The organism is Mycobacterium sp. P4_H6 (genome assembly GCF_056400845.1).
The window spans coordinates 15,324-39,594 of sequence record NZ_JBFUKN010000056.1 but is presented as its reverse complement, the minus strand read 5'-3'; the positions used below and the strand labels follow the sequence as shown (position 1 = coordinate 39,594).

Here is a 24,271-nt window from a genome sequence, read left to right as displayed (position 1 = left end):
CGCCGGGTGCACCGGTCGCGCCCGGCGCCCCGATCCCGCCGCCGCCGTGACCGAGCGCGACGCGGGTACGGTTTCACCCGCGCCGCTCGCGGGAGATCGGCGCAGTGACGACGGCCGGGACATGCCCAGCCGCAACGACGCAATCGGTTCGGCGCTCGCCCAGACCATCGGCGGCCCGGTCGGTCGCCACGCGATGATCGGGCGCTCCCGATTCTGGACGCCGGTGCGGGTGATGCTGTTGATCGGCGTCATCTTCCTGGCGCTGGGCTACTCCACCAAGGCCGCCTGCCTGCAGTCCACCGATACCGGCACCGCCGCGCAGCGCGTCGCCAACTGGGAGAACCAGCGCGCCTACTACTCGCTGTGCTACTCGGACACGGTTCCGCTGTACACCGCAGAACTGTTGAACCAGGGCAAGTTTCCGTACAAGTCGAGCTGGATCGAGAAGGACGGCGACGGCAACCCCCATGTCGTTTTCGACGGTAGTCCGCCCGTCCGCTACATGGAATATCCGGTCCTGACCGGCATCTACCAGTACCTGTCGATGTCGCTGGCGAAAACGTACTCGGCGCTGACGAAGCTGGTGTCGGTGCCGTTGGTGGCCGAAGTGGTGATGTTCTTCAACATCTCCGCATTCGGCCTGGCGCTGGCCTGGCTGCTGACGGTCTGGGCGACCGCGCTGCTGGCCGGCCGGCGGATCTGGGATGCCGCACTGGTGGCCGCGTCCCCACTGCTGATCTTCCAGATCTTCACCAACTTCGACGCCCTGGCGGTGGCCTGCGCGACGGGCGCGCTGCTGGCCTGGTCGCGACGAAAGCCGGTGCTCGCCGGGACGCTGATCGGCATCGGGGTGGCGCTCAAGCTCTATCCGCTGCTGCTGCTCGGGCCGCTGCTGGTGCTGTGCCTGCGCACCGGCCGGATGCGGGAGTTCACCAAGACGGCGGTGTCGGCGCTGCTGGTCTGGCTGGTGGTCAATCTGCCTGTGCTGGTGCTGTTCCCGCGGGGCTGGTCGGAATTCTTCCGGCTCAACACCCGCCGCGGTGACGATATGGACTCCATCTACAACGTGGTGAAGTCGTTCACCGGTTGGCAGGGGTTCGACCCCGGCCTGGGGTTCTGGGAGCCGCCGACGGTCACCAATGCGGTGACGGCGGTGCTGTTCCTGCTGTGCTGCGCGGGGATCGCCTATCTGGCGTTGACGGCCGCCCAGCGCCCGCGGCTGGCGCAGCTGGCGTTCCTGGTGGTGGCCGTGTTCCTGCTGACCAACAAGGTGTGGAGCCCGCAATTCTCGCTGTGGCTGGTGCCGCTGGCCGTGCTGGCGCTGCCGCACCGCCGAATCCTGTTGGCGTGGATGACGATCGACGCGCTGGTCTGGGTGCCGCKGATGCTCTATCTGTACGGCGAACAGAACCGCGGGCTGCCCGAGCAGTGGTTCACCATCACGGTGCTGCTGCGCGATATCGCGGTGGTGGTGCTGATCGTGCTGGTGGTCCGCCAGATCCGCAGACCGGAGTTGGACCTGGTCCGTCATCGCGGCGCCGTCGACGATCCGTCCGGTGGCGTCTTCGACGGCGCGCCGGACAACCCGCCGCGCTGGCTGCCGACGTGGCTGCGGCCCAGTGTTGCCGTACGTGCGAATTCGGCCGAGGATCTCGAACACGAGCCCACACTCGTATCCGATCGCCGGGACGATTTCGCAGATCAGCACCCGTTCCAGTAGTCTGGGCCGGTTGCCGACGCAGGCGACCCTCCTGCCACGGACACGCCGTGGCCGCAACGACCATAGGAGGTGATGGGTTCCTTATGCGTCCATACGAAGTCATGGTCATCCTTGACCCCACTCTTGACGAGCGCACCGTAGCTCCCTCGCTGGAGACGTTCCTGAACGTCATCCGCAAGGACGGTGGCAGTGTCGACAAGGTTGATATCTGGGGCCGCCGTCGGCTGGCCTACGAAATCGCCAAGCACGCCGAGGGCATCTACGCCGTCGTCGATCTGAAGGCTGAGCCCGCGACCGTCTCCGAGCTGGACCGCCAGCTCAACCTGAACGAGTCGGTGCTGCGCACCAAGGTGATGCGGACCGACAAGCACTGAGTCGACGCGACACCACTGTGTACGTCGGTGYAAGTCCGTAGGCTCGCCTGCGACTGCACTTGTACGCATACGCCGCTTTGACTACACGCCCAGGAGGATCTCGTGGCTGGTGACACCGTCATCACTGTTATCGGAAACCTGACCGCTGACCCGGAACTGCGTTTCACGCCGTCCGGTGCTGCGGTCGCGAACTTCACCGTGGCTTCCACGCCGCGGACGTTCGACCGTCAGACCAATGAGTGGAAGGACGGCGAAGCGCTGTTCCTCCGCTGCAACATCTGGCGTGAGGCGGCCGAGAACGTGGCCGAGAGCCTCACCCGCGGTTCGCGGGTGATCGTGTCCGGTCGGCTCAAGCAGCGGTCCTTCGAAACCCGTGAGGGTGAGAAGCGCACCGTTGTCGAACTCGAGGTCGACGAGATCGGCCCCTCGCTGCGTTACGCCACGGCCAAGGTCAACAAGGCCAGCCGCGGTGGTGGCGGCGGCGGTGGGTTCGGCGGCGGTGGCGGTGGAAACAGCGGCGGTGGTGCGCCACGCGGCGGCGGTTCCGAACAGCAGCCCAAGGACGATCCGTGGGGCAGTGCCCCGGCGGCCGGTTCCTACAGCGGCAGCGACGACGAACCGCCCTTCTGACAAGTATTTTCAGCAGTTTTCAAGAAAGAGATTGACCCATGGCCAAGACCAACAAGCGGCGGCCTGCACCGGAAAAGCCGGTCAAGACCCGCAAGTGCGTGTTCTGCTCGAAGAAGGGCAAGAACCAGATCATCGATTACAAGGACACCGGGTTGCTTCGCACCTACATCAGCGAGCGCGGCAAGATTCGCGCCCGCCGGGTGACCGGCAACTGCGTCCAGCATCAGCGCGACGTTGCCGTCGCAGTGAAGAATGCCCGCGAGGTGGCTCTGCTGCCGTTCGGTTCGTCGACGCGGTAGGGGAGAGACACACCATGAAGCTGATTCTCACCGCTGAGGTGGAACACCTGGGTATCGCCGGCGATTCGGTCGAGGTGAAGGACGGTTACGGCCGTAACTACCTGCTGCCCCGCGGTCTGGCGATCGCTGCCAGCCGTGGCGCCGAGCGCCAGGCCGAAGAGATCCGTCGTGCCCGCGAGATCAAGGAAGTTCGTGGCGTCGAGCACGCCAACGAACTGAAGAACGCCCTGGAGTCGCTGGGCGCCGTCACGCTGCCGGTGCGCGCCGCATCCGGTGGCAGCAAGCTGTTCGGTTCGGTCACCCCGGCCTCGGTCGTCGGTGCCATCAAGAAGGCGGGCGGTCCGAACCTGGACAAGCGCACCGTCGAACTGCCCAAGGCCCACATCAAGGCCACCGGCACCTACCAGATCGGTGTCAAGCTGCACCCCGGCGTCACCGCCGCGGTCTCGCTGGACGTCACTGCGGAGTAAAAGCAGTCCTCAAACGCCCGGGTGGGAAGCTCATCGCTTCCCACCCGGGCGTTGCTGTGTTTGTGGGCGGCGCTCCAGCGAACTAGTTGCCGCAATTCACACCCAGCAACATAAACCGGCTGTTAACCTGTTCGGCTTCTGGGCGCAATCCAACACGCCCGAAAGTGCAACCGGACCCGACACGCCGTGGCAGTTAGTGTCCACAGCGTCACATAACGCAAAATCGCGCTCCACCTGCACTGGATCGCTGAAATCGGAAATTTGTGCACAGGTTGTCCACAACCCGTCAACACCGCTGACCGAAGCTGTGCACACGCCATCCACAGGTTCACTAACAGGGTCCGGTTGCACGCACCTCAGCAAAGCCTTACGTTTGCCGTCGCGACTACCTCCGCGCGACTTGTCGGGGGTATTCGATACTGTCGCGCGCAGCTACAATCGAATGTATGTGCGATGAGCGTTAGAGGGGTAGGTGGGACGCTTCGTGGCCGTCGTAGACGACTTCAGTCGTGGTGGTGACCCGGGGATCGACGAGCCGCCTCGCGAGGACATCGGGCGGCAGCCTCCCCAGGACATGGCGGCCGAGCAGGCCGTGCTTGGCGGCATGCTGCTGTCCAAGGACGCCATCGCCGACGTGCTGGAGAAGATGCGGCCCGGCGATTTCTACCGCCCCGCGCATCAGGACGTCGCCGAGACAATTCTGGACCTCTACGACCGCGGTGAGCCGGCCGACGCCGTCACCGTGGCCTCCGATCTCGACCGGCGCGGACTGCTGCGCCGGGTCGGCGGTGCCCCCTATCTGCACACCCTGATCTCCACCGTGCCGACCGCGGCCAACGCCGGCTATTACGCCACCATCGTGGCCGAGAAGGCGCTGCTGCGTCGTCTGGTGGAGGCCGGTACGCGCGTCGTGCAGTACGGCTACGCCGGCGCCGACGGGGCCGACGTGCACGACATCGTGGACCGCGCCCAGTCCGAGATCTACGACGTCGCCGACCGGCGGCAGTCCGAAGACTTCGTCGCCCTCGAAGACCTGCTGCAGCCCACGATGGACGAGATCGACGCCATCGCGTCCTCGGGGGGTATTTCGCGCGGTATCCCGACCGGATTCGTCGATCTCGATGAGATCACCAACGGTCTGCACGGCGGGCAGATGATCATCATCGCGGCCCGACCTGGCGTGGGTAAGGCGCTGGCGCTGGACACCCCGCTGCCGACGCCGACCGGCTGGACCACCATGGGTGATGTCTCGGTGGGAGATGAGCTCGTCGGTGATGACGGCCTGCCCACCCGCGTGGTCGCCGCGACCGACGTCATGGTGGAACGTCCGTGCTACGAGGTCGAGTTCTCGGACGGCACGGTGATCGTTGCGGACGAACAGCATCAGTGGCTCACCGAAACCCGCGCGTCGCGCAAGTCTGCGCAGGCCGCCGCGATCGGCTACAACGGTTACAAGAATCAGCGGACGTTCGCCTCGATCCGAACGACGCAGGAACTCGCGCAGACGCTGCGCTGCTCGACGTCCGATCGGCGCCTGAATCATTCGGTGGTCAACGCCAAACCGCTGGCGACACCGGAAGCGGATCTGCTGGTGCCGCCCTACACGCTGGGCGCATGGCTGGGGGACGGCACCAGTGCGGCGGCGCAGATCACCTCCGCTGATCCAGAGATCATCATGCGGATCGAAGCGGAGGGCATTATCGCTCGTCCGTCGGCATCGGCAGACCGGCGCTATCAACTGATACTGCCTGCGTCACCCGGGACTTCAGCTAAGGCCTGCGTGGTGTGCGGCGAGATGTTCGTGCCGAGAACCAGCGAGGTCCGGACCTGCGGCCGGTCGTGCGGTGGACGGGCACGGTCCACGGCACCGGTACCCGCCCCGAGTTGCTCGCGGTGCGGTGGGCCGTCCTGCGGTCTCGTGCTGTGCCAGAACTGCCGGAACACTGTCGGGACGCTGCAGGCTCGGCTGCGCACGATCGGGGTATTGCGTAACAAGCACATCCCGATGCGGTATCTGCGTGCCTCGGAGGCGCAGCGACGTGCTTTGCTCGCCGGCCTACTCGACACCGATGGCACTGTGACGCACGGCGGTTCGGTGCAGTTCAGTGTCACCGACCGCAGGTTGGTGACGGATGTCGAAGAGCTGATCGTGAGCCTCGGCTACCGCTGCCAGATGTCGACCAAGCGGGTGCGCGGTCACACCGAAGCATCCTCGACGGCCTACACGCTGACGTTCTCGACCGACGACATCGTGTTCGGTTTGGAGCGGAAGTCGCTGCTGCACAAGGAACGCCGCGCCAACAGCGGCTCCGCCCGGCGCGGATCGCGGTTCATCGTCGACGTGCGCCCGGTGGCATCGGTTCCTGTCCGGTGTGTCGAGGTGGACAACGACAGCCACATGTATCTGGCGAGCCGCTCGATGGTGCCGACCCACAACTCCACACTGGGCTTGGACTTCATGCGGTCCTGCTCCATCAAACACCGGCAGGCCAGCGTCATCTTCTCGCTGGAAATGAGCAAATCCGAGATCGTGATGCGCCTGCTATCGGCGGAGGCCAACATCAAGCTCGGCGATATGCGGTCCGGCCGCATGAACGATGACGACTGGACACGGCTCGCGCGGCGGATGAGTGAGATCAGCGAGGCGCCGCTCTATATCGATGACTCACCGAACCTGACCATGATGGAAATCCGTGCCAAGGCGAGACGCCTGAAGAAGAAGGCCGATCTACAGCTGATCGTCGTCGACTACCTGCAGCTGATGAGCTCCGGAAAGAAATACGATTCGCGCCAGCAGGAAGTCTCGGACTTCTCCCGAAGCCTCAAGCTGATGGCCAAGGAGCTACATGTTCCGGTGGTCGCGATCAGCCAGCTGAACCGTGGTCCCGAGCAGCGAACGGACAAGCGCCCGCAGGTTTCTGACCTTCGCGAGTCGGGCTCGCTCGAGCAGGATGCGGACATGGTCATGCTGCTGCACCGCCCCGATGCCTTCGACCGTGAGGACCCGCGCGGCGGCGAGGCAGACATCATCCTGGGCAAGCACCGTAACGGCCCCACCGCGAATATCACTGTGGCGCACCAGCTGCACCTGTCGCGGTTTACCAACATGGCGCGATAGTCGATCCCGGTAGCTGTGGCTTCTCAACCTTGATTGCCAGGTCTCATTCCACATGTCCACCTGATGTCCAGTGGGACATTCGCGTGAGAGTGGCCGCCCGGTATCCCGGCCTGGCCGACGAAAAGCTCAGCGGCCGAAGCTGATCGACTCAGCCACCGCGCGCTGATTCTCCAAGGCGGCCAAACGGCCAGTCAGTGCCGCATGTATGGCGCCGTAAGAATCATCGCCAAGGGTCAGACGCAGCGGCGGGTGGGTCTGACGGGTGGTCTGAAAGATCACGGCGGCAATCTTGTCCGGGTCGCCGGTCATGGCGTTCGCGTCGGCGTCCTGAAGCTGGCGTCTGACCTGATCCACCGGAGTGCCGTGATAAACACCCAACTCCGAAGCGAATGTCAGATTGTCTTTGAAACCCGTTCGTGTACCGCCAGGTTCGACCAACGTCAAGTGAACGTCGAATCCGGACACCTCTTGATTGACGCTCTCGGTGAACCCCTCCAGACCCCACTTCGCGGCGTGGTAGGAGCTGTGCGTGGGGATGGCGACCTGACCCCCCATGCTGGAGATCTGAATGATTCGGCCGCCACCTTGCTCGCGCATCGGCGCCAGAAGGGCGCGCGTGATGAGCAGCGGCGCCATCAGCATGACGTCCAGCTGCCCACGGATCTGCTCCACGCTCATCTCCTCCGCAGCGCCGACCACGGCAAAACCAGCGTTGTTGACGGCCACGTCCACCGGATCCGTGGCAATCAGCCGGTGGATCACATCGTCGACGTCGTCGAGCCGGGTGAGATCGAGAACCCGCTCGTTGAGGCGACCGCCGTACTCCTCGGCCAGGTCGCTCAGCGCCCCGGTGCGACGCACGGTCGCGGTGACCCGATCTCCCTGCCGTAAAACGTGTTCGACGAGCGGCGGCCCAGACCACCTGACCCGCCAGTGACAAGCCAGTGGCGGACGGCTTTATCGGCGATTCCCGGCATCCATACTCCTAAGATCTCGCCCAACCAGGGGCGTGGCGCGTCACCTTTACACCTCGAAGGTATCGGCGCCTGGCACGGCGTCGATGGTCCAGGTGCCGGAACTGCGGAACGTGAGTGCCGTCGCGAATGTGTCCTCCATGTACTGGAAGTACCGGATCTTGCCGTCGCTGACCTTTGCCAGCACGGCGCAGGGTGAGGTGACCGCCTTGTCGAGTGTCACTGATCGCAGAGTGAAGCGTCCGAAGAGCGCCACCTTGTCACCGTCGACCAGGGTGTCCAGCGGCGTGAAGTCTTCGAGCCGCCACTGCGTGCTGACACCGCGAAAGTTGTCGACGAAGGCTGACTTCCCGTGGTTGGTGCCGGCCCACGGCATGATCTCGTGCAGGCCCGGGTCGGGATCGAAGGTCAGCGAGACATATGTGGCGTCGTCGGCCACCAAGCGCTCGGTGACCTCCGTGATCTTGTCGGGATCGAAGGCGTCGGCGAGGAACTCGGTCAACACCGTCAAGGGGTCGGCAGTCATCGGAGTGGAAACTCCTTTCTCAACAGAGCGGTGCAAGGGCGTGGCCGGAGTTGTGTCATTGCGGCCCGGACGCCGTGGTACCGACGATGACGCTGTTGATGACGATCGCGGTCATCGTGCGTGTCACTGCCTCATTGGCCCCCGCTGCGCCGAAGTTGCCGCGTCCGAGTTCCTCCGCGCGGGCGATGACAGCGGAGTTCCAGGGAATCTCCGGATGAAATTGCGGCAGTGCGCCACTTCCCCAGAGCAGGGCGACAAGCGCGGCGACACGCGGTGTGGGCGTGGCGCCTTCGACGAGCACCGCATGGACATTCTTCATGAGGTCGGCGCGTCGCTTGGTTCCGCCGTCGATCAGGGTGGTGATCGTGAACAGGCCCAGTTTCTTGCGCTTCTCCTCGCGGACATCGCCGCGAGCGATCAGACGCTCCAGCACGGGTCGCCGCAGCGTCGGGCCGACCGCGGCGAGGATCGACTGAACTGCGCGCGGTCGTTCGGATACGTAATCCCAGGCCGAGTGGAACAGTTCGTCTGACGGTCGGTCCCGTTCTACCGCAGCCACGGTCACGGTGCCAATGCGTTCCGTCGTGGCCGCGATGTCATCGCCGAGTGCCATCTCGGCGAGCACCGCTGCGCCGAGTATGTAATACAGGGTGGTCTCCCCGGCGATGGTTCCTGACTCCGGCTGGAACAGTAGGAGAAGTAGGTCCTCGGCCAGAGTGGGCGGGTTTGAACCTGCGGACGTATGCGCGGTGTCGGTCACCTGTCTGGGACTCCTTTCGGCACTCAACGTGTCAGAACTGACTGACGCCACCGTCGGCGTAGACCTCGGAGCCCGTCATGAAGGAACTCCCGTCGGAGGCCAGGAAGGTGATCACATTGCCGATCTCCTCGGCGCGCGCCCGGCGTTTCATGGGCACGGTGGCGGTCAAATCGGCCAGTGCGGCGTCGGCCCCGGTGAAGAGGTCGGCCAGGCCCGGTGTCTCAGTGAGACCCGGAGCGACGACGTTGACGCGGATCTTGCGGTCGACGAGTTCGGCGGCCCAGCTGCGCGCCAGGGATCGGATCGCGGCCTTGGACGCGGCGTACACGCTCGCGCCGGGAGCCGCCTTGACGTCGCCGTTGGAGCCGCACAGGATGATCGATGCGCCCTCGCGCAGCAGCGGAAGGGCGGCCTGCACCGCGAAAATCACCCCGCCGACGTTGGTGTCGAAGATCTTTCTGTGGTGCTCCCATGTGAGACCGCCCAACGTTGCGAACTCGTTGATTCCCGCATTGGCGAAGACGATGTCAAGCCGGCGTCCGGTGGCTTCGATGGCGGCCGCGACACGGTCGAGATCGGCCTGCTCGGTCACGTCGGCCCGAATGGCCTGGGCCTGAGCTGCGCCGATGCTGGAAACGGCGTCATCGAGGGCGTCTTGGCGACGTCCGACCAGGAACACGTAGGCGCCTTGCTTCGCCAGCGCCTGTGCTGCGGCGAGGCCAATCCCGGATGTGGCTCCGGTGACGAGTGCGTTCTTTCCGGTCAGGTCCGACATGAAGTCCTCCAGTTTTGTACCAATCGGTTGCAGTGCGACCATACCAGTTTTGTACCGTTCGGTAGAAGGGGTCGACGTGCGGGGATAGACTGATCCGCATGAGCCCAGAGCAACGGCACGCGGGAGGCCGACCACGCTCGTTCGACGAGGGCCGGGCGCTCGATGGGGCCATCGACGTCTTCTGGCGTCTCGGTTACGAAGGCGCGTCTCTGGCCGAACTCACCGAGGCGATGGGCATCAACAAGCCGAGCATGTATGCCGTGTTCGGCAGTAAAGAGGAGCTCTTCGTCCATGCCCTGGAGCGTTACGGCCAGCGCTACCACGAACATCTGCGTCAGGTGCTGTCGAAACCCCGCGCCTACGACATCCTCGAGTCGTATTTGCGTGACACCGCCACGGCTGTGCGTGCCGGGAATTCGCTGGGGTGTCTGTCGATTCAGGGCGGCATTTCCTGCGGGCCGAGCAACGCGCGCATACCGCAGCTGCTCGCCGAGTATCGCCACGGGATCCAAGAAGCCATCGCCAAAGCCCTTGCGGCGGCTGACGATGCGCCGTACAGCGACACTGAGGCGCTGGCGGGATTCGCGGTGACCATCGGACAGGGCCTTGCGGTCCAGGCCGCCGCAGGAGTCCCGCAGGCCAGGCTCGACGCCGCCGTCGACGTGGCTCTCGCCGGCCTGGCGATGTTACTGGTCCCAAATCTGCGAATCGACGACGCGGACGGCCGCGCACGCCGACGACCTGTGACCACATGATGAACACGCCCTCAGCGGTGGCATGGACCCGACACAGAACTTCCGCGGTAACCCGCGCCGGTGACTCGGTTCCCGTTGTGCCACAGCGGCTCACTCGTCCCATCGCAGGCTTGGGTGGTCAGCGAAGGGAAAGGTCAGCTTGGGCCTCCCAGGTCGGTACGCCGTCGCCACGGAGCTAAAGGGCGCGGTGGCCGTCAGTTCGGCTGCCGCGGTGGCGTATCACGACGAACCCATACCGATGGAGAGATGTTGGAAGCCCCGCACTGCGTTCGCAACCCCACGCGGTTCCGCACGGCAAGTCGCGTTGCGCCACCCCGAAGGGGTCAGCACCGGCGAACTCTCTTAGCCATCGTGATGGCACTGGCGATGACGATGGTGGCGGCGACCGCCGTATTTCAGTTCGGCGTGCCATGGTCGATGCGTGCCGGCGACCGTAATCACGTGTTCCACGACGACGGCAATCACCAGCGTTACCAGGTTCATCTCCCGCCTCATCACAACGGGACGACCAAGCTTCCGATGATCATGGCAATACATGGCTGCGGCATGACCGGATTCGGTTGGAACTCGATGAAGGCCACGACGCAATTGAACCGCTTGGCTGACCGCGAGGGCTTCATCGTTGTCTATCCGACACAGCGACTGTTCCGCAGCGCAATCAACTGTTGGGACTCGACAGACCCACGGGAACAACACCGTGGCAGCGGAGAGCCCGCCCTGCTCGCCGGTGTTGTCCGACAGGTCATCGATGGGTACGGAGCCGACCCTCGCCGCGTCCACGTCGTCGGTGCATCGTCGGGGGCGGGCACAGCCGTCATACTCGCGGTAACTTACCCCGACGTGTTCGCGTCCGTTACATCGGTCGCCGGCGGCGAATACGGTCTGAATCAGGTGCTGCCCGACGATCCGGGATCCACACCGCCGGAGTACACCGCGCGTCAGGCGTGGGCTCAAATGGGCGACCGTGCCCGGCATCTGCCGTTGCTCGTCATTCAGGGTGACGATGATGAGGTGGTACCGCCGATGGTCGGGAGCCGTCTCGTCGCGCACTGGACTGCTGTCAACGACTTGATTGACGACGGCCTACTCAACCACAGCCTGCGCATGATCGAGACAACACACGTGGTGCCATCGACATCGGGCACGCTCGCATACACGCGAACCATTCGCACTACTGCAGAGGGGTTTTCGTTCATCGAGTCGTATCTCGTCGAGGGCTTGGGTCATGCTTGGCCCGGTCCGGCCGGCGAGGGTCGATTCACCGACCATGCCGGACCTGACGCCAGCACCATCGCGTGGGACTTCGCCAAACGTCATTCGATCTAGTCGACCAGATCGCCGGGGAGAGCAACCTGTGGCTCCTGAGACTCGTCCCACCGGACACGGTTACCAGCCTGGCAGCCGCTCGGGTGTGGACACGAAACGTGAGGCACATTCATCGGGTGCCCTGTGGCTGTGCCATCCGGCGTCGCGCCGACACGAACAGCCAGGTTGCCGACACCAGAAAGTAGAACGCGCCGAATGCGGCGTACGGTGCGATCGCGGTAGCGCTCGCGCTCGCCGGGGCACCAGCTTCGCGGAGGAACAACACACCGGCGGCCGCGGACTGAACGCCGCTGACGACCAGCACCCATTGCGCGCCAACACCTTTCCAGCGGCGTAGGGCGGTCGCCAGTTGTAGAAGTCCCGACAGCGCCGCCCAGACCCCGAAGACGCCCAGTACCACGTTCATGCTGTGAGCAAGTCCGATGGCCACCGCGACGGTGGTGAGGCTGCTGACGGCGACGTTGACCGTCTGTGTGGGGTTGGCGCGCGGGCCGCCGTGATGCCATGCGTCGACGGCGTTGGCTGCCGCATCCCATGCCGGGTAGATCAGCAGCAGCGCACCAGCCAGAACCGTCGACGCCGGCGCGATGGCCAGTACGGCGGCAACCCATATCAACGAAAAAGACGCTCGCGCAGCGTAATACGTCGTCAGCCAGCGGCCGAGGTCCGTCGGCGCCTGGCCGTTGAGCACATGATTCGACATGATCTGTCCTTCGGGAATTGCGGTGTGGACGTGTGTTGGTCGCGGTGGACCGTTTTCACTGTGAGCTGCGGCGCAAGCAGCACGCCAGCCAAGTTCCACCGTGCGCAACCAACCATCAGTCGGCGGCAGACTCCATGAAGTCCTGGATTGTGATGTCGAGGGCATCGAGACGGGCTGAGGAGTTGGGTCCGAGCAGCGTCGCCAAATGTGGTGCGAGGCCGTTGCATGCGGACATCAGTGGCGCGGCAAGCCGACGCAGTGCACCGTCGGTGAACCTGTCGTCGGGGCCGGCGACGGCGATCGACCCCAGCGGGTAGCCGTCGTCGGGATCGAGCAGGGCGGCACCAATCCCGTTGAGCCGGGATTGGTTTTCACTGAACGAGAGCGCGTAGCCGTCGACACGAATCGCCTCTAGCTCGCGCGTCAGCGCTGCGCGTGTCCCGCAGCGGGCGTGGCCGGTGACCACCTTGGCGGCATCTCGAGCCGGGAGGTGGGCCAAGATGGCGCGGCCGCTACAACCGAATGTGAGCGGTGCCCGTTGACCGACGTGGACGCGGTGCCGTAGCGGCTCGGAGTTCTGCTCGACGCCGAGCACGAGTACGCGATGCTCGCCGCTGCGAAGGTGCAAGGTCGCGGTCGCCTGAGCGGCGACGGCCAGTTTGGTCAGCACCGGTCGTGCGCGCTGTAACAGTGCCGGGCGTGGGCCGACCAGCGAGGCGAGCGCGATGGATCGGCTGCCGATGCGATAGCCGCGACGACCGGCATGGTCGACGTAGCCCTCGTCCTGCAGACTGCGCAGCACTCTGTAGGCGCTGGCCTTCGACAGGCCGACCGCCGAGGCCACCGCGAGAAGGCTTGCCGGCTGCTGCATTCCGGCCAGCGCTTCGAGCACCCGTAGCGGCCGCTGCAGGAGGTCTGGCTGGGCGCGCTCGTCTGCCTGTCGAGAGCCAGTCATCTCACCCCGGTCGTCGCGTTCGAGAAGTTTCACCGTGCGAAACCAACCTTGCGCCATCGGACGGCCCCTGTCCACTGTGGAAGTCGAACCCAGCGTCCGACGAGCGGAACCATGAGCAGACACGACATCCCCGGCGATGCCCAGCAGATCTATCGAACCGTCGCGGCCGGCGGCGCGGCCATCATGCCGGCCGACATCGGCTACGGAGTCATGACCGCAGCGCGCGATGTTGATGTCCACCACGGTCGGGCCTGGGTCGACTCGGATGAGACGGTTCGTATCGGCTATACGGTCGTCACGCCCCCTGAACCCACGAAGACGGTCGTGCTTCTGCACGGCGCCCCCCAAACGCGATACGAGTGGCGCAAGGTCATGATGCCGCTGGCAGCCGCCGGCTACCGGGTGATCATGCCCGACTATCGCGGCGCCGGCGCGTCCGACAAACCTCGTGGCGGGTACGACAAGTGGACCATGGCCGGTGACATTCACAGTCTRGTGCGCGATACCCTGAGCGTGGCGGAGCCCATCTCGCTTGTCGGCCATGACCTCGGGTCGACACTGGCTCTGAGTTTCGCGCTGCGGTACCGCGAAGAGGTCGTGAGCGCCACCTTCATGGAAGCTCCGCTGCCGGGCACTGCCTACTACCAGTGGCGCGTGGCACAGAAGTCAGCGTGGCAGTTCAGCTTTCATGCCAACCCCGATATCGCGGTGTACCTCACGCACGGACGTGAACGCTGGTACATCAATCGATTCTTCGATGAATTGACCTATCAGCCGGATGCGATCTCCATTGAAGACCTCGATGTTTACGCCCGCGCATTCGAAGCCCCAGGGGCCATGCGCGCGCTGTGTGAGATCTACCGGGAACTCGACCGCGACGCCGACGACAATCGCGCCGCGATGCAACAGCACGGCAAGCTCACCATCCCGGTGTTGGCTTCCGGAGGCGCCTGCGGGCCTCTCGCCGAGAACTTCCGGGCGATGTGCGAGGAGATCGCCGACTCGGTGACAGGCCAGCTGGTCCCGGATTGCGGCCACTGGGTGGCCGAGGAGCAGCCGGCGCATTTCACCAGGATGTTCTGTGAATTCGACGCGGCTGCTCGCACCTGACGTGGTCGCGGAGGCGCTGACCGCCCGGCCGCAGAAGGGCCCATGAGAATCACGAGAAACGCAGAGAAGTGGAGGTAGTCGCAATGGCGAAGGTGAACCCGCAGACGATCACTATCGGCGGCAAGACGGTGTCGCGCTTGGGTTTCGGTTCCATGAGATTCACGGGACGCGGGATCTGGGGGGAACCCGAGGACCGAGATGAATGTATCGCCGTGGCCCGGCGGGCGGTCGACCTCGGCGTGCAGTTCATCGACACCGCAGACTCCTACGGCCCGCACGTCGCCGAACAGATCCTGTACGAGGCGCTGCATCCGTATCCCGACGACCTCGTCATCGCCACGAAGGCGGGCTTGACCCGGAACGGACCCGATGTCATCGACACCGACTCCGGACCACAACGCCTCGGCCCGGCGGCATGGCCACCGGTCGGACGCCCCGAGTATCTGAGGCAGCAAGTGCTGATGAGCATGCGCCGGTTGGGGGTCGATCAGATCGATCTCTTGCAGTTGCACCGGGTGGATCCCAAAGTGCCCTTGGCAGACCAGATCGGTGAGCTCAAGGCGCTCCAGGATGAAGGCAAGGTCCGCGACATCGGCATGTCGCAATGCACAGTTGCGCAGCTCGACGAGGCGCGGCAGATCGCCGATATCGTCAGTGTCCAAAGTCGCTTCAACGTCATCGACCGGAGTGCCAACGACATGTTGGAGGTGTGCGAGCGCGATGGGCTCGCGTTCATTCCATGGGCCCCGGTGGCGCAGGGCGGGCTCGCCGCGGCACACCAGGCGCTCGCAGACGTCGCCCGGGCGCACCAGTGCACTGTGGGCCAGGTGGCGATCGCCTGGTTGTTGCATCTCTCGCCGGTGATGCTCCCCATCCCCGGCACGTCACGCCGCACGCATCTGGAAGAGAATGTGGCTGCCGCCGACGTGCAGTTGACACCGGAACAGATCGATGAGCTCAGCGCCGCTGCCAGTTGATCGCCCATGGCGGCACACGATGGCGGTGAACTGCTTTTCATGCCATCAGCGGCCACACGCTGGACTCGCCGGGCGCGGGCGGGTCAGTCGTCCACGTCTTGATAGGTCGCGCGGGCCATGGCGACCTCATCGTTGTGGGCGAACGCCCACTCGGTGAGTTGCGCGAGCACGCCCTGCAGGCTGCGTCCGAGATCGGTGAGTTCGTAGTCGACTCGCGGCGGTACGACGGGGTGCACCGTGCGGGTGATCAAGCCATCGCGTTCCAGAGCTCGCAGCGTCCTGGTGAGCATCCTCTGCGAGACCAGGCCGATCGAGCGCTTCAACTCCATGAATCGCATCGGCCCGGCACCCAGCAGAGTGATCACCAGCACCGACCACTTGTCGCCTATCCGGTCGAGCACGTCACGCACCGGACACGCGCCCAGCACTGTGTCCGTCGACACCGACAACCACTCGGCCAGCGGCGGTACCGGCGCGGTTACCGCCGTGTGCCTATCGGACACCACAGTGCCTTCTTGCATCGCTTCTCCCAGTTCCCGACGATGTCCTCAGTAACCAACAGTAACTGGACGGCACGTCGGGCAGAGGAGATTCAATGACCACCATCGGAATTACAGGTGCGGCGGGCTCGCTCGGCGGTCGCACGGCGCAGTACCTACTGGCCGCACACCCCGCCGACGACGTGGTGCTCTACAGTCGCTCGCCGGAGTCGCTGACCGAATTCACCGATGCCGGGGTCAGCACCCGGCACGCCGACTTCGATCAGCCCGAATCGCTCACCGCCGGCTTCGACGGTGTCGACGTATTGTTGCTGATCTCGACCGACGCGGTCGGCCGCAGGCGCGCGCAGCACGAGGCGGCGATCACCGCCGCCGCCGCGGCCGGCGTCGGCCGGATCGTGTACACCTCGATGCCCAACGCCGACGGCATCTTTCCCGAACAGCTGCGGCCACTATCAGACGATCACATTGCCACGGAGAAGGCGCTCCGGCAGGCGGGGCCGACTTGGACGATCCTGCGCAACGCGCTCTACCTCGATGCGATCGGGGCGGGGTGGACGCAGGCCGCCGCGACCGGCAGCCTGATCACCAACAACGGCGACGGACGGCACGCGCCGATCACACGTGATGACTGTGCAGCCGCCGCGGCCGCGGTCCTCACCGGCGACGGACACGACAACGTCGTCTACGACATCGCGGGGGCGCAGCTTGTCGACGATGCCGCCGTCGCCGCCGCGCTCACGGCTCGTTATGGCCGACGGGTAGACGTCGTTGCGGTGAACGACGATCAGTACGCCGAAGGACTGCTGGCGGCGGGCCTACCCCGCGAGGTCATCGGAGTGCTGGTGGGATTCGGCGCAAGCATCCGGGCCGGCCTGCTGGAAACGCCCCTGGGTGACACCGACACGCTGATCGGTCGCAGTCCGATTGCGTTGGCGAACTTCCTCGCCGGCTAGTTGGTATCAACGACGCGGCCTGGCGCACGCCGTCACTCTGGAACAAACCCTTGGCCGCTTCGTTCGAATTACATTGCCCAACAGTTCACTTGAGTTGACACGCGATGCCAGGTGAGCTCATGACCTTCCTAGGGAAACACCTAGTTACCCGCCCGCCGACGTCGCTCGTGTGGGCGATCAACAGTGGACACCGATCGCCTCTGTGCACAAGCTTGGTTACGCCAACTGAAACCAACGATGCGTGACGACCAAGACGGCGTATGTCGTTGCGCCACGCGCGGGTCCTGTCGAAGTGGACAGGCGTGTCTCGTGAACCCTCGCTGCACCTCGACAACTGCGCCCTGAAGACATCCAATTAGGCGGGGAAATCCGCGCTGCGAGTGAGCGTCTCGTTCGTCCGGATGTCGGCAAGGTTCTGCTCGAGCGCATCGATCACGGCGTCGTAACCGCCGTTGCCCAGGACCAGCCGGCGGGGCGGCGGATCTTGAGTCATCGCTGCGATCACCGCACGGGCACCGCGGTGCGGATCGCCGGGTTGCGTCCCGTCCATCTCGACAAAGGCGGCGCGGACCTGCTCCAGCATGTCGTGGTATTGCGGAATCGACTCAGCAACAGGCTCGTTCGCGAAGCCGGCGTAGGCGTTGGTGCGGAACGCTCCCGGTTCGACCGCCAGCACGGAGATCCCCTGCTCGGCGACCTCGTCGCGTAGCGCATCGGTGACGGCTTCGATGGCGTACTTCGTCGCGCTGTAGTAGCCGAATCCGGGCGCTGAGACCAGCCCGGCCACCGACGACACGTTGATGATCCACCCGTTCCCGCGGGCACGCATCCCCGGCAGCACCGCACGGGTCACCGACAGCACCGCGAAGAAGTTCAGCTCGAACATCGCTCGCATCGAGGACTCGTCCATCCCCTCGATCGATCCGTACCAACCGCGTCCGGCGTTGTTGACCAGCACGTCGATACCACCGAAGTGCTCCTCGGCGGCTCCCACCGCACGTTGCACCTGGGCTGCGTCGGTGAGTTCGAGCGGCACGACGAGAACGCGGTCGCCGTACTGCTCCGCCCATGTCGCCAGCGCCTCGGGACGCCGCGACGTGAGCGCCACGCGGTCCCCTGTCTCCAGCGCGGCCTCGGCGAACGCCATCCCGAAGTTGCCGGGGGTGCCTCCGGTGATGAACCATCTCCTGCTCATGGCTCGATCACCACCCGGCTGATCAGCGCGCCGTTGAGGGTGAAGCGGTAGTGCAGGTCGGCGACCCCGCCTGGGAAGTTGCCCTCCAGGTGCTGCCCGACGTCGACAGTCGTACCGGTCTGCCGTTCGAGCACTGTCGCGCCGGTGAATGCGGTGGTGTAGGTGTACTCGGCGGCCGCGGTGGCCACCCACGCCCCGATCTCGTCAGGTCCCTTGTAGTCGTGGCCTTCGTCGGTCACCACGGCATCGGTGGTGAGTGTGGCCAGCGCGTGGTCCGCCTCACGGGCATCGACCGCGGTCATGAACGTTTTTATGGTGTCCGGGAGTGCATCCCATTCTGTGGTCATGGCCCCACGTTGGACCTTCCCTCAAGGGGAAGGTCAACCCCCGGCCGGAAGAATTGTCGGACTCACGCCGCAATGTTGACCTTCCCCCAGGGGGAAACTCCATGATGGCCTCACCCGATAACGCGGGCGCGGATCGCATAGGAGGACGCCATGGGCGCACAGGTCTCGATCGGTGACTTCGCCGTGATGACCAGCTTGAGCAGGAAGGCGCTACGGCACTACCACGACATCGGTATTCTCGAACCAGCCCACATCGACTCCCATACCGGCTACCGCTTCTACGACACCGGCCAGGTCGATTCTGCACACATCATCCGCCGGTTCCGATCTCTGGGCATGTCCATTCCCGACATCAAGGCGCTCCTGAGCACAGAAGACGCCGCGGCCCGCACCGAGATCATCACCACCCATCTCGAACAGATGGAGGAACAACTTCAGCAGACTCGTGACGCCGTTGGCGCGCTGCGCGAGTTGCTTTCCCCCGTGGATACCCCCGCCCACGTGGAGCTGCATCTCAAGCCGGCGTTCGCGGTGTGGTCCGTAGGCGCCACCATCGACGTCTCCGAGATCGACAGCTGGTTCGGGATGGCGCTGGGGACGCTGCGGGAGGCAGTCGCGGCGGCAGGAAGCGCACCTCTCGGGTATGTGCCGGGTGGCCTGTACGACCGAGCGCTGTTTCTCGAATCTCGGGGAGAGGCGACACTCTTCGTACCCGCTCCACATTCCGTGCACCCCCCAGAGGGCGTCCGTGCCGAGGTCCTACCTCAGGCCGAGTTCGCGGTGCTCTCCCATTCCGGCGGCCACGACGGCATCGACCGCAGTTACGGGGCTTTGGGACGGTATGTGAACGAGAACCTGATCAGCCACCAGGGGCCGATACGCGAGCACTACCTCGGCGCCACGCCGTCGGACCCATACAACTTCACCGCCACAGAGATCTGCTGGCCGATCTTCACCACCACTCCGCCGCCGGAATGAAAGCGGTCCTCGGCCAGTTCATTCCGCGGTTTCTTCAGCGCCCGTTGCGGCGCCGATCCGAAGGAGACAACTGACGTGTACGAGCAGTTCGGCACTTACGGAGCGTGGCTCAATCCCGCACTGGGCGACGCACCCCGTATCGAATACGCGCCTCAACTCGAAGGGTTGGGTTATCAGACAATCTGGGTGGGAATCGGTGCAGACCCCGTGGGTGACATGCACCTACTGGAGCAGATGATTGCCGTGACGAGGCATGCCGTTATCGCGAGCGCAATCATCAATATGTGGCAAGACGACGCACGCAGCATCGCTCACCACTACCACCGGATCGTCGATCGTTACGGACCTCGCCTGCTGCTGGGCATCGGTCTCGGTCATCCTGAAAAACGAGACGCCTACGAAAAGCCGTACGAGCGGATGGTCCACTACGTCGACGGGCTCCTCGAGGGCAAGGTGCCGCCCGAAGCGATCGTGATCGGCGCCCTGGGAACGAACACGCTCAAACTGGCCGGCGAGAAGACATTGGGGGCGCACCCCTATCTCACCGTGCCCGCGCACACGAGACATGCCCGAGAAACTCTGGGCAGCAATGCCTTTCTGGCTCCGGAGCATAAGGTGGTACTGACCCAGGACGATGACCAAGCCCGAACGATCGGCCGTCCCGCCGTCCAGAATCCCTACCTCGGCTTGCGCAACTACACCAACAACCTGATGCGGCACGGATTCACCGAGGCAGACGTCGATGGACCAGGCAGCGACGCACTCATCGACGCCCTGGTCGCTCACGGTTCCCCGGACACGATCTACACCCAGATCAACGGTCATCTCAGGGCCGGCGCCAACCATATCGGCATCCACATTGTCGCCGAGGACCCCACCGCCTCGCCGGTGCAGGCCTTCCGCGAGTTGGCCGAGCATCGCCCCGCGTAGGACGTTGCCTTCGTCTGTTGATCAAAACGTCGGAAGAACGACACGGTGGTGGCTTGGCCGAACTGCCACGCCCAGCGTCGATTTCGCGGTTGATACCCTCTGTCATGCCACGAAAAATGAGTGACGAACAAATTGAGGCGTATCTCGACAGCCGCCCGTCCTGGGCAATACTGAGCACCATCGACGAGGACGGATTCCCGCACTCGGTACCCCTGGGATACTTTCGCCTTGGTCGCGACATCATCATGGGTGTGCGAGACGGGACACGCAAAGTTGCCAACGTCGAAAGCAACCAGAACGTGAGTGTCATGCTCGAAGACGGCTCGAGCATGACAGATATCCGAGGAGTGCTACTCCAAGGTCACGCCCGCATCGTTCGCGAACAAAGCGAAGCATTAGAGCTCGCGAGAGCAGGCGCCCGCGGGCGCGGCGTGCCAGAGTCCGAATGGCCTACCCAACCGAGAGCGGGCACCGCCTACATCCGCATGACACCCCTGAGAACGTTGTCTTGGGACTACTCGAGTCCCACGCCGGACCAGGCTTAGCTTTGCGCCGACACGTCTTGTTGGCGTCAACGTAACGCGCCTCGCGCCTCCGCCTCGTGCCGGGGCGTGATACCCGGACAGGGCGGGTACCGTTCGCGCAGACGGTGGCTTCGACTAGTTGGCGTGGAGGGCGGCGTGGCTGATCCGAGCGGACTGAGGATGGGGACGGCCGCCGGCCGGTGGGTGCTGCTCGCGACGGTGCTCGGGTCCGGCATCGTGATGATCGACAGCACCGTGGTGAACGTGGCGTTGCCGCATATCGGCTCCGACCTGGGAGCCGGCTTCGGTGGTCTGCAATGGGTCATCAACGCCTACACGCTGACCCTGGCGGCACTGATCCTGCTGGGCGGTGCACTCGGCGACCACTTCGGCCGCCGGCGAGTGTTCCTGATCGGCGTGGTGTGGTTCGCGGTCGCCTCGGCTGCCTGCGGCTTGGCGCCGAATATCGAGACATTGATCGCTGCAAGGGCATTGCAAGGGGTGGGCGGCGCGCTGCTCACCCCGGGCAGCTTGGCCTTGATCTCGGCGTCGTTTCGGGGCGTCGACCGTGCCGCCGCGATCGGAGCGTGGTCAGGGCTGGGTGGGCTGGCCGGTGCGGTGGGTCCGTTCGTGGGCGGCTTCCTTGTCGAGTGGAGTTGGCGGGCGGTGTTTCTCATCAATCTGCCGTTGGCCGCGGTGGTCGTCGTGGTCACCGTCTTGCGGGTGCCCGAGAGTCGCGACACACAGTCACCGCCAGGCCTCGACATCAGCGGCACGGTCCTCGCCGCGCTGGGCCTGGGCGCGCTGACGTACGGTCTGACCAGCCTGGGCAGTTCGGGTGTCACGGCGAGCGGCCTGGTGGCCGTCGGCGCCGGTGTGCTGGCGCTGACTGCGTTCGTCGTGGTGGAGCGACGCTCCCCGCATCCGTTGGTACCGCCATCGCTGTTCAGCGACAAGACTTTCCGCGTGGCGAATGCCATGACCTTGCTGATCTACGGAGCATTGGGGGTGGTCTTCCTGTTTCTGGTCTTGCAGCTGCAGACCGTCGCCGGATTCAGTCCCGTCGCGGCTGGGGCTGCCCTGCTCCCGGTGACGGCAATAATGCTGGTGTTCTCCTCCCGCGCCGGCGCACTCGCCGGCCGGATCGGGCCGCGGTTGCCCATGACCTGGGGTCCGTTACTGGCGGCGGCGGGACTGTTGTTGATGTTGCGTATCGGCCCGGAGGCCTCGTGGGTTGCCGACGTCTTGCCCGCCGCGCTGGTGTTCGGTGCCGGGCTTGCCCTGGTCGTTGCACCGCTGACTGCCGCCGTTCTCGACTCCGCGCCGGACCGTCTCGCGGGAGCGGCATCCGGAGTCAACAACGCGGTGGCCCGAGCCGGCGGACTCCTGGCCGTGGCCGTCCTGCCAGGCATAGCCGGTATCAGCGGGACCGACTACGCCGATCCCGCCGCGTTCGACGCCGGGTTCCGCACCACCATCGTGATTTCCGCGAGCCTGCTGCTGGGCGCTGCCATGCTCGCCGGCATCGGGATCAGGTCCCGCCACGCCGTCGTGGGCTCGGGCGATCGCATGCACGTCGAAGAACGCATCCATTGCCCGATCAACGGCCCTGCGCCATGCCCTGACGCGCCGAGCCTTCCCACCTGATCGGACGGTCGGCTTGCCTCAGGGCCGTGGGCGCTCGGCGAGCAGCTCTCGCACGCGGGGGATGACCTGAGCTCCGTAGAGTTCGACCGAGCGCAGCCTCGCCGAGGCGGAGACCGTGCCGGCTGCGGAGTAGATCATGTCGAACCGGCCCACATCGAGAGTGCGAATGGTGCGCGCGATCCTGTTCGCCACGGTCTCGACCGAGCCGACGTACAGCGAGCCGACGGCGACGTCGGCGTCGAAATCCGAGCGCCGCAACGGCGGCCATCCGCGCAGTGCGCCGATTCTGTCGCGGATTACGCGGTAGCCGGGGTAGAACAGCTCTTTCGCCTCCTCGTCGGTCGCTGCGACGAAGCCGGGCGAGTGCATCCCGACAGGCAGGGCCGCCGTGCCGAGTTGCTCGGTCGCCTTGCGGTACAGCTCGACGTACGGCCGGAACCGATCCGGTGGCCCCCCGATGATCGCGAGCATGAGTCCGAAGCCGTACTGGGCGGTTCTGAGCACCGACTGCTGCGAGCCGCCAACTCCCACCCACGTCCGGAGGCGTCCCGACTCCGTCTTGGGGTACACGTCGGCATCGTGCAACGCCGCGCGGGTGGTGCCCTCCCACGTGACAGGCGTCTCGTCGAGGAGGCGATGGAACAGATGGATCTTCTCTTCGAAGAGCAGCTCGTAGTCCTTCAGGTCGTACCCGAACAGTGGGAACGACTCGGTGAAGGAACCTCGCCCGAGGATCACTTCCGCCCGACCGTGCGAGAGCGCGTCGACTGTCGCGAAACGCTGGAACACCCGCACGGGGTCGTCGGACGACAGCACGGTGACACCAGATCCGAGTCGGATGCGCTTTGTCACCGTGGCGATGCCGGCCAGCACGGTATCGGGGCTCGAAATCGCGTAATCCGGCCGGTGATGCTCGCCGACGGTGATGGCGTCGACGCCGATCTCGTCGGCCAGCACCGCCTCGTCGATGACGGCCCGGATCGCCTGCGCGTGCGACACGATCTCGCCCCGATCGTCGCGGGGGAGATCGCCAAAGCTGTCGATGCCGAATGTGATCTTCTCGACGTCCGCCATTGTGCTCCTCTTGGTAGCCGCATCCGGGGTCTCCGCGAGTCGTTCGTTCACTGCTCAGCAGACGACGGGAGGTGGTGTAATTGACATGTAAATCATTCCAGAAATGATTCACATGTCAACCAATGGGGGAACGATGAGTGCATCCAGGCGCAAGGGGCTCCCCACCAGCGAAGAGTTCGCGGTGTGGCGGGCCTACATCCAAACGGTCGAAATCCTGCGCGCACGAGTCCAAGCCAGGCTGCAGGCGGACTCCGGACTCTCCGAAGGGGACTACAAGGTGCTGCTCGCGCTCAGCGAGTCCGAGGAGAAGTCGTTCCGTTCCTCAGAACTCGCCGCACATATCGAGTGGGAGCGCAGCCGGTTGTCAGGCCATCTTGGGCGCATGGAGAAGCGCGGGCTCATTCGGCGAGAGCCGTGCACCGACGATGCCCGGGGTTGGCAAGTCGTCCTCACCGACGACGGGGCCCGCGCCTTCCGCGCGAGCCTGAGCCCCCACGCGAAGGCCGTCAAGGACTATTTCATCGACGCGTTCACGGACGCGCAACTCACCGAGATCGATGACACCACGAGGGCGCTCCGCGCACACTTGGGCCTCACACCGATGCCCGGCATGTCCTCCAAGTGACCTGTCAGCGCTCGCTCCTGACA

Annotated in this window: 26 protein-coding genes; 16 read left to right on the top strand and 10 right to left on the bottom strand. The window is 65.0% G+C overall.

What is annotated here, in order from left to right:
• The first annotated feature begins 121 nt into the window (after positions 1 to 121).
• From AC1DTF_RS21430 to dnaB, 6 genes are all read left to right on the top strand, one after another.
• Entirely contained in the window at positions 122 to 1,720 is a 1,599-nt protein-coding gene (locus AC1DTF_RS21430) for a glycosyltransferase family 87 protein (protein WP_477475531.1), read from the top strand.
• Between the two features lie 83 nt (positions 1,721 to 1,803).
• Complete coding sequence (rpsF, locus tag AC1DTF_RS21425) at positions 1,804 to 2,094, top strand: 30S ribosomal protein S6 (RefSeq protein WP_057169208.1); 291 nt, start codon at positions 1,804 to 1,806, stop codon at positions 2,092 to 2,094.
• A gap of 102 nt (positions 2,095 to 2,196) precedes the next feature.
• Positions 2,197 to 2,724 carry a single-stranded DNA-binding protein gene (locus AC1DTF_RS21420; protein WP_057169209.1) on the top strand — a complete coding sequence of 176 codons (528 nt, stop codon included), beginning with the start codon at positions 2,197 to 2,199 and terminating at the stop codon, positions 2,722 to 2,724.
• 38 nt (positions 2,725 to 2,762) lie between these two features.
• The gene (gene rpsR, locus AC1DTF_RS21415) at positions 2,763 to 3,023 is read left to right on the top strand and encodes a 30S ribosomal protein S18 (RefSeq protein WP_057169210.1); all 261 of its coding nucleotides are present in this window, start codon (positions 2,763 to 2,765) and stop codon (positions 3,021 to 3,023) included.
• Between the two features lie 14 nt (positions 3,024 to 3,037).
• Positions 3,038 to 3,493 carry a 50S ribosomal protein L9 gene (gene rplI / locus AC1DTF_RS21410; RefSeq protein WP_057169211.1) on the top strand — a complete coding sequence of 152 codons (456 nt, stop codon included), beginning with the start codon at positions 3,038 to 3,040 and terminating at the stop codon, positions 3,491 to 3,493.
• Positions 3,494 to 3,977: 484 nt separating this feature from the next.
• Complete coding sequence (gene dnaB, locus AC1DTF_RS21405) at positions 3,978 to 6,611, top strand: replicative DNA helicase (protein WP_082614363.1); 2,634 nt, start codon at positions 3,978 to 3,980, stop codon at positions 6,609 to 6,611.
• Between the two features lie 126 nt (positions 6,612 to 6,737).
• Here dnaB and AC1DTF_RS21400 read toward each other — a convergent pair whose 3' ends face one another.
• The 4 genes from AC1DTF_RS21400 to AC1DTF_RS21385 form a co-directional block, all read right to left on the bottom strand.
• Positions 6,738 to 7,472 carry an SDR family NAD(P)-dependent oxidoreductase gene (locus AC1DTF_RS21400; RefSeq protein WP_477475527.1) on the bottom strand — a complete coding sequence of 245 codons (735 nt, stop codon included), beginning with the start codon at positions 7,470 to 7,472 and terminating at the stop codon, positions 6,738 to 6,740.
• 162 nt (positions 7,473 to 7,634) lie between these two features.
• A complete protein-coding gene (locus AC1DTF_RS21395) occupies positions 7,635 to 8,111 on the bottom strand; it encodes a nuclear transport factor 2 family protein (RefSeq protein ID WP_057169213.1) in 477 nt (158 codons plus the stop codon).
• 55 nt (positions 8,112 to 8,166) lie between these two features.
• Positions 8,167 to 8,871, bottom strand: a complete 705-nt coding sequence (locus tag AC1DTF_RS21390; protein ID WP_477475526.1) for a GOLPH3/VPS74 family protein — start codon at positions 8,869 to 8,871, stop codon at positions 8,167 to 8,169.
• Positions 8,872 to 8,902: 31 nt separating this feature from the next.
• The gene (locus AC1DTF_RS21385; protein WP_477475525.1) at positions 8,903 to 9,646 is read right to left on the bottom strand and encodes an SDR family NAD(P)-dependent oxidoreductase; all 744 of its coding nucleotides are present in this window, start codon (positions 9,644 to 9,646) and stop codon (positions 8,903 to 8,905) included.
• A gap of 98 nt (positions 9,647 to 9,744) precedes the next feature.
• Between AC1DTF_RS21385 and AC1DTF_RS21380 the strand changes: the two genes are divergently transcribed.
• Together AC1DTF_RS21380 and AC1DTF_RS21375 are read left to right on the top strand one after the other, a co-directional pair.
• A complete protein-coding gene (locus AC1DTF_RS21380) occupies positions 9,745 to 10,401 on the top strand; it encodes a TetR/AcrR family transcriptional regulator (RefSeq protein WP_477475524.1) in 657 nt (218 codons plus the stop codon).
• A 354-nt stretch (positions 10,402 to 10,755) separates the two neighbouring features.
• On the top strand, positions 10,756 to 11,727 hold the full coding sequence (locus tag AC1DTF_RS21375) for an extracellular catalytic domain type 1 short-chain-length polyhydroxyalkanoate depolymerase (RefSeq protein ID WP_057169215.1): 972 nt from the start codon (positions 10,756 to 10,758) through the stop codon (positions 11,725 to 11,727).
• A gap of 109 nt (positions 11,728 to 11,836) precedes the next feature.
• Here the strand turns inward: AC1DTF_RS21375 and AC1DTF_RS21370 are convergent, their stop codons facing one another.
• Both AC1DTF_RS21370 and AC1DTF_RS21365 read right to left on the bottom strand, forming a co-directional pair.
• Positions 11,837 to 12,430, bottom strand: coding sequence for a DUF308 domain-containing protein (locus tag AC1DTF_RS21370; protein WP_477475523.1), 594 nt, complete (start codon positions 12,428 to 12,430; stop codon positions 11,837 to 11,839).
• Positions 12,431 to 12,545: 115 nt separating this feature from the next.
• On the bottom strand, positions 12,546 to 13,418 hold the full coding sequence (locus AC1DTF_RS21365; RefSeq protein WP_477475522.1) for an IclR family transcriptional regulator: 873 nt from the start codon (positions 13,416 to 13,418) through the stop codon (positions 12,546 to 12,548).
• Between the two features lie 78 nt (positions 13,419 to 13,496).
• On the opposite strand from AC1DTF_RS21365, the gene AC1DTF_RS21360 reads away from it, so the two are divergent.
• Together AC1DTF_RS21360 and AC1DTF_RS21355 are read left to right on the top strand one after the other, a co-directional pair.
• Positions 13,497 to 14,495, top strand: a complete 999-nt coding sequence (locus tag AC1DTF_RS21360) for an alpha/beta fold hydrolase (protein ID WP_477475521.1) — start codon at positions 13,497 to 13,499, stop codon at positions 14,493 to 14,495.
• A gap of 83 nt (positions 14,496 to 14,578) precedes the next feature.
• Positions 14,579 to 15,472, top strand: a complete 894-nt coding sequence (locus tag AC1DTF_RS21355) for an aldo/keto reductase (RefSeq protein WP_477475520.1) — start codon at positions 14,579 to 14,581, stop codon at positions 15,470 to 15,472.
• 83 nt (positions 15,473 to 15,555) lie between these two features.
• Here the strand turns inward: AC1DTF_RS21355 and AC1DTF_RS21350 are convergent, their stop codons facing one another.
• Entirely contained in the window at positions 15,556 to 15,975 is a 420-nt protein-coding gene (locus AC1DTF_RS21350) for a winged helix-turn-helix transcriptional regulator (protein ID WP_477475519.1), read from the bottom strand.
• 92 nt (positions 15,976 to 16,067) lie between these two features.
• Here AC1DTF_RS21350 and AC1DTF_RS21345 point away from each other — a divergent pair, with 92 nt between their 5' ends.
• The gene (locus AC1DTF_RS21345; protein WP_477475518.1) at positions 16,068 to 16,928 is read left to right on the top strand and encodes an NAD(P)H-binding protein; all 861 of its coding nucleotides are present in this window, start codon (positions 16,068 to 16,070) and stop codon (positions 16,926 to 16,928) included.
• Between the two features lie 355 nt (positions 16,929 to 17,283).
• Here AC1DTF_RS21345 and AC1DTF_RS21340 read toward each other — a convergent pair whose 3' ends face one another.
• Both AC1DTF_RS21340 and AC1DTF_RS21335 read right to left on the bottom strand, forming a co-directional pair.
• Positions 17,284 to 18,123: an SDR family NAD(P)-dependent oxidoreductase gene (locus AC1DTF_RS21340; protein WP_477475517.1), complete on the bottom strand. Its 840-nt coding sequence runs from the start codon at positions 18,121 to 18,123 to the stop codon at positions 17,284 to 17,286.
• Positions 18,120 to 18,470 carry a nuclear transport factor 2-like protein gene (locus AC1DTF_RS21335; protein ID WP_477475516.1) on the bottom strand — a complete coding sequence of 117 codons (351 nt, stop codon included), beginning with the start codon at positions 18,468 to 18,470 and terminating at the stop codon, positions 18,120 to 18,122. The genes AC1DTF_RS21340 and AC1DTF_RS21335 overlap by 4 nt, the downstream gene beginning before the upstream one ends.
• Positions 18,471 to 18,620: 150 nt before the next feature.
• Here AC1DTF_RS21335 and AC1DTF_RS21330 point away from each other — a divergent pair, with 150 nt between their 5' ends.
• The 4 genes from AC1DTF_RS21330 to AC1DTF_RS21315 all read left to right on the top strand — a co-directional run bounded on the left by AC1DTF_RS21330 (position 18,621) and on the right by AC1DTF_RS21315 (position 22,549).
• The gene (locus tag AC1DTF_RS21330; protein WP_477475515.1) at positions 18,621 to 19,448 is read left to right on the top strand and encodes a MerR family transcriptional regulator; all 828 of its coding nucleotides are present in this window, start codon (positions 18,621 to 18,623) and stop codon (positions 19,446 to 19,448) included.
• Between the two features lie 75 nt (positions 19,449 to 19,523).
• On the top strand, positions 19,524 to 20,378 hold the full coding sequence (locus tag AC1DTF_RS21325) for a TIGR03620 family F420-dependent LLM class oxidoreductase (protein ID WP_477475514.1): 855 nt from the start codon (positions 19,524 to 19,526) through the stop codon (positions 20,376 to 20,378).
• Between the two features lie 104 nt (positions 20,379 to 20,482).
• Positions 20,483 to 20,923, top strand: coding sequence for a pyridoxamine 5'-phosphate oxidase family protein (locus AC1DTF_RS21320; RefSeq protein ID WP_477475530.1), 441 nt, complete (start codon positions 20,483 to 20,485; stop codon positions 20,921 to 20,923).
• Positions 20,924 to 21,082: 159 nt separating this feature from the next.
• The gene (locus tag AC1DTF_RS21315; protein WP_477475529.1) at positions 21,083 to 22,549 is read left to right on the top strand and encodes an MFS transporter; all 1,467 of its coding nucleotides are present in this window, start codon (positions 21,083 to 21,085) and stop codon (positions 22,547 to 22,549) included.
• 18 nt (positions 22,550 to 22,567) lie between these two features.
• Here AC1DTF_RS21315 and AC1DTF_RS21310 read toward each other — a convergent pair whose 3' ends face one another.
• Entirely contained in the window at positions 22,568 to 23,623 is a 1,056-nt protein-coding gene (locus AC1DTF_RS21310) for an LLM class flavin-dependent oxidoreductase (RefSeq protein WP_477475513.1), read from the bottom strand.
• Positions 23,624 to 23,756: 133 nt separating this feature from the next.
• Between AC1DTF_RS21310 and AC1DTF_RS21305 the strand changes: the two genes are divergently transcribed.
• The gene (locus AC1DTF_RS21305; protein ID WP_477475512.1) at positions 23,757 to 24,248 is read left to right on the top strand and encodes a MarR family winged helix-turn-helix transcriptional regulator; all 492 of its coding nucleotides are present in this window, start codon (positions 23,757 to 23,759) and stop codon (positions 24,246 to 24,248) included.
• Positions 24,249 to 24,271: the final 23 nt, after the last annotated feature.